We start from the raw sequence: 5622 nt of genomic DNA on the forward strand, positions 1-5622 counted from the left end.
GAGCGCTGCTCGTCGTCGCCAGCGTCTCGTTGCCCACCAGTCCGCTGACGGTGCCAACACTGACTGTGGCGATTCGGTTGGCATCGTAGGTCTTGTCGGACACGCTGACGCCAGAGACCGAGACCGACTTCGGCGTGATGTCAGCCGTCGCGGTCACGGTCGGGTTGGACAGCGTGTAGTTGCTGGCAAGGCCACCGTTGCCGCCATCGCCAATGCCGACTGCAACGGGGACCGTCTTGCCGTGGCCTGCGTCCTTGGTGTCGAACTGAGCGCTGCTCGTCGTCGCCAGCGTCTCGTTGCCCACGAGTCCGCTGACGGTGCCGACATTGACTGCGGCGGTCCGGCTGGCGTCGTAGGTCTTGTTAGCTGCACTGACATTTGTGACCGAGACAGACTTCGGCGTGATGTCAGCCGTCGCGATCACGGTCGGGTTGGACAGCGTGTAGTTGCTGGCAAGACCACCGTTGCCGCCATCGCCAATGCCGAGTGCAACGGTGACCGTCTTGCCGTGGCCTGCGTCCTTGGTGTCGAACTGAGCGCTGCTCGTCGTCGTCAGCGTCTCGTTGCCCACGAGTCCGCTGACGGTGCCAACACTGACTGTGGCGGTCCGGCTGGCGTCGTAGGTCTTGTCGGACGCACTGACGCCAGAGACCGCGACCGACTTCGGTGTGATGTTGGCTGTGGTGGTCACGGTCACGTTGGACAGCGTGTAGTTGCTGGCCACACCCCCATTGCCTCCGTCGCCAATGCCGAGCGCAACGGTGACCGCCTTGCTGGTACCAACATCCTTGGTGTCGAACTGGCCACTGCTCGTCGTCGCCAAGGTCTCGTTGCCGACGAGCCCGTCTAGCGTGCCCACGCTCACGGTGGCTGAGCGCTTGGCGTCAAAGACCTTATCCGCCGCCGTGACGCTCGTGAAAGTCAGCGCTTTGGGCTTGATCGTGCCGGTGATCTGGCTCAGCGTGTAGCCGAAGACCGGCTTGTCGAGGCTGTCGACGAAGCTGATCCCGTTAGCGTCGACGGTGAACACTTTGTTCGCCCCGGCGTTCTTGTCATCGAACAGGCCTGATACACCTTCCGACACCAGGGCCCGGTCGCCTGCCTTCAGGCCGCCGACCTGCACGTTGGCGCCTGCCAGGGATGCCGCAGCGTTGCCGTCGTACACCTTGACCGGTGCCCCGGACAGGTTTGCCGTCGGGCTTTCGGTGAACAAGAAGCCATTGCCGGGAAGCGGCGTCACGATGTTGCCATCGGGCCGCGTCACCCTTTGGTCGAAGCGCGCGCTGTACTGCTTGAAGTCGTAAGCCAGGTTACCTGGATTGAACTGGTTCGCGTCGAGGGCGCCGGCATAGACGAGCCAGCGGCCATTGGGTGCCGACAGCGCGCCGGCATCCCTGCGCGTTGTATCGAAGAACGAAACACCAGTGACGCCCTCGGGGGTTGCCACGACGATGGCGTCGCCTTGTGAACGCGATATGACGGTGGCAGTGCCAGTCAGATCGACGCGATTGGCACGAAGCTCGATGCGCCCTGCCGAATCGACGGTCGAACTATCGACCAGCAGATCGTTGCTCGATGTGATGGCCACGTTCCCGCCGCCCGTCCTGATCAGCGATCGTTGCACCGTGACGGATCCCACTGCGTTCTTTGGTGCGTTCGCTGCGCTCAAATTGACGTTCAGCGCAACGCCCTCGCGCTGTTCAATGGTCGAATCGGAAATAAAGATGTTGCGCTGCGCCTGAAGCGTCAGAGTCGCAGGCTTGACGGGCGAGACGAGGATGCTCGCATTCGACATCGTGATGTCGCCTGCCTGGCTGTTCGGTTCTGCAGAACCGGTGGTGATGCTGACGTCGTTTCCGGCATTGAGCGCTCTCTCGATTGTCGAGGTGAGGATTCGCGCACTGTCGCCGGTAGTAGTGAAGTTCGGCCCCTCTGTGATGTTGAAGTTGCCGAACTCGCTGTTGGGGTCGACGATGTCGATGTCGTTCGGGTCGATGAGCCATTGCCCGCGCCGCCCTTTCGGCGCCGTCGTCGCCACAGATGCCGGACGTGCGTCAAGCCATCCCCCCGAGGTCTCGATGAAGCCACCGTTGCCACCCTGCGCGCCTGCGGTCGCGCTGAAGGAGCCGTAGGCGCGCGTGGCCCGGTCGCTCCACACAATGACGCGCCCGCCATCGCCGGACTCCGTCGCGTTCGCAGAGATGCTGGCGTCGGGTCCGATGAAAGTGGACTCGGCATTGCGCACCTTCGGATCCTTTCCCTGCTGCCCGCCGCCTACCAGCACCTCGCCTCCGCCTGCACGGCCCGATGCATCGACATGCGCTGCGTCGATGACACCCACCTGCCGACCCAGCAGTTGAACTTGTCCGCCCTGCCCTTGCGAGCCAGTAGCGCTCACGGCGCCGCTCACCATGTTCGTCCCACTGCCGGCGTCCAGCGTGACAAGCCCGCCAGACGCGCCGCTGGCACTGGTCACGCTTCCTGCTCCGAGGTTCAGCGATTGCGAAGCGCGCAACACGATTTCGCCCTTGGCACCTCGTTCCAGCGTCTCGGCCCGCACGATGCCCTGCTGGTTGACGATGGCCGCCTGCAAGTCGATGCGCCCGCCAGCCGCGCTCAGGCTGCCGAGGTTCAGGGCCTCGCCTTGCGCTGCGGTCACGCGCACGGTGAGATTCGGCGCCCCGGTATCCACGAGATCGACGCTTTGCCCGGCGGCCAGCACCACTTGGCCGCCGGGCGCATCGATCACCCCCTCATTGCGAACGCCAGCGGACGAGCCGACCAGCATCACATGCCCGCCAAAGGTCGTACGCAGTTCACCCCGGTTCACCACAGCGCCCTCGCCTCGACCCGACATCGTTGCAGGCGTGAAGTGGTAGCGGCCGGCGGTCCAGTCGGCATCGCTGAGGCGGAGAGTCGAAGCCACCAAGCCGACCACGTCAACACGCGCTCCCTGACCGAACAGGACACCGTTCGGGTTGAGAAGCCATACCTGGCCGTTGCTGCTGAGGCTGCCAAGAATCCTGGACGGGTCGTTGCCCGTCACGCGGTTGAGCACCTTGCTGGCAGCATTCGGCTGATCAAAGCGAACCGCTTGCTGCGGGCCGATCGAGAAACCTTTCCAGTTCAGGATCGCGCCGCTGGAGTTCGTGACCGTCATGCGGTTGCCGGCCGTGATGACGCTCGCTTGCCCCTGAACCACCGTCATGCCGCTTGGCAGGCCCTGGGCCCGTACAGCGCCGAAGCCGGTGACCAAGCCGCTGGTGGCCAGCGCCAAGGCCAGAGGGTGCAGCCTAAAACGCGGCGCAGGTCGACGATTCTTCTCGATGCGTACCGCGTTGCAGGTGATGCGTGTGATGTTCTGGTTCATGACCTCTCCTTCGTCAGCGCCACCAGCGCGTCGTGGCCATCAAAACGCGTAGCTCAGGGCGACATGACCACGTACATCGCCGCGTTCGGTTTGAGGGCTCGTCTTCAACGCTTTGGCCACATACAGACGCGCACCGAACTGGCCGGCGCTCAGACGCGTGCCCAGGCCCATCGAGCCGATCGTGCAGACATCACGCGCGTTCTCGCAGGGCGTGCCTAGACGGTTGTGGACTGTGCCCGCATCAGCGAACGCAAGCATGCGCAACTCGCCCTTTGCCAGTCCAACCGGCTTTGCCACATTCGGCCCGATGACTTCGACCGATGCCGAGACACCGCGATCGCCAGCCAGTTCGCGTTCTTCGTAGCCTCGCACCGACGAGGCACCACCGATGCCAAACTGCTCGGATGGCACCAGCGCGTCATCGGTGAGTTGGGCGTTGATGCGCGCCTGGGCCTGCCAGGTCTCGCCCAGCGGCACGACGGCAGACGCGCCGACGCGAACCAGGGTGTAGCGCGGCTTCGAACCGGCGCGAACCGCCTCGAAGCGATCATCGCCCGAGTGGCCACCACCGAGTTGCAGGTTGTGGTGCAGCGAAACCGTCACGCCCAGTGGATACGGCACCGTCTTTTGCGCCGTGTATTCGATCCATAGCGGCTGCACGGCGACGCTCTCGCCGGCTGGCCCGCACGCACCCGAGGGCAGGCCGCTGATGTCGCAGGTGTTGATGTAGTCCCGGTGATCGATGCCCACGCTCACGCGCTGGTCGACTTCGCCGAGCCGCGAGAGATAGCGGCTTGCACGCAGTCCGAAGAGGCGGCCCTTGCCGGTGAATTGCAGATCGCCGGCCACTGTCGCGCTGGTGCCGGCATCCACGTCCGAATAGGCTGCGTATGCATCGACAACGAGTCGCTGCTGGTACAGCGGCACACGGTACGCCGTGCTCAGCACGCGCACAGACTCGGGATGCTCTGGGGAGGTCAGCACTTGCGCGGACCACACATGGTCGCGGCCCCAGATATTGGCGTGTTGCCATCCGGCGCTTGCGCGCAGCTTCCCCGTGCGTTCATTGCCGGTGTTGTCCAGGTTGACCGAGATTGTCTGGACAGGCCGCTCGGTGAGCGTCACATGGGCTTCAGCCTCGCCCGGTTTCTTGCCCGGCTCCAGCAGGACTTGAACCTCTTTTGCGGGGTTCTCGTTGGCGATCTGGATTTGCGCATCCATCGCCTTGAGGTTCGGCGTGGCGCCTGTCACGAGCGCGGGCAGGCTCGCGCGAACGTTCGCCTCGCTGAATTGCTTGTTCCCGTTCACGATCACGTTGACGATGCGGCCTTCGATGACGGCGATGTTCACGAGGCCGGCCGATGGCGACTGCTCGGGCAGGTAGGCGACGACAGCACCATAGCCTGCTGAGGCATACAGCGACTGGACTGTCATCGCGGCCTCCTTCAACTCCTCGATGCTGCGTTCGCCCTTGAAAGCAGCAAGCGCCGCTTCGATGTCGGCATGGGGCAGCAGAGTGTTGCCATCGACCTTGAACTCCTTGACCAGTACGCGCGCCACGTTGGTCCTCTGGCCTGCAGGTTCCACGGCCGATGGAGTGGGCTGAGCGCGTGCGGAGGGCAACGCGCACGGGACCAACGCCACGATTCCCGCAACAGCTGCGGGAAAGAATCTACGTGCCACAACAACCTCCCTTGCGATGCATTGGGTATGGTCTCGGATCAACACTTCGAGTTCGTTCAGGCTGCGCCCGCCCCGGTCAGCCTAACCCCCGCGCTCGTTCGGGCTTTCACCGCTCCCGTTCGGGCTTTCACCGCTCCCGTTCGGGCTTTCACCGCTCCTTCGGGCTATCCCCGCTTCCCTCGGGCTATCCCCATGTCCGTTCGGGCTACTTCCCATCCCCGTTCGGGCTACTTCCCATCCCCGTTCGGGCTGAGGTATCGAAGCCCTCCCCCGCGCGTTGAGGCTTCGATACCTCAGCCCGAACGGACTATGGAACGGTGTTCCGAGCCAACTTCCATACTAGGCGGGAGATGAAGCGCCGCGTGGAAACCTCATCCCTAATCCTTGGGATCCGGGCAGGTGACCAAAGACACATTGCCGCTCGCTTCGCTGCGAGATTCATGACATCACGACTTCACCGGCGCGTCATTCAGACTACCTCCCCGGCTCCCTGTTCGGGCCATCCCGCCCCCGTTCGGGCTGAGGTATCGAAGCCCTCCACCGCGGGTTGAGGCTTCGATACCTCAGCC

Annotated in this window: 2 protein-coding genes; both read right to left on the reverse strand. The window is 64.1% G+C overall.

Annotated features, from left to right (window positions below):
- On the reverse strand, positions 1-3370 hold a 3370-nt coding region (locus AC30NL_RS21960; protein WP_489466110.1), incomplete at its 3' end, for a YDG domain-containing protein.
- A gap of 39 nt (positions 3371-3409) precedes the next feature.
- Complete coding sequence (locus AC30NL_RS21965; protein WP_489466111.1) at positions 3410-4930, reverse strand: ShlB/FhaC/HecB family hemolysin secretion/activation protein; 1521 nt, start codon at positions 4928-4930, stop codon at positions 3410-3412.
- Between the last annotated feature and the right edge of the window lie 692 nt (positions 4931-5622).

Source organism: Rhizobacter sp. (assembly GCA_021153565.1).
Lineage (GTDB): Bacteria > Pseudomonadota > Gammaproteobacteria > Burkholderiales > Burkholderiaceae_C > Albitalea.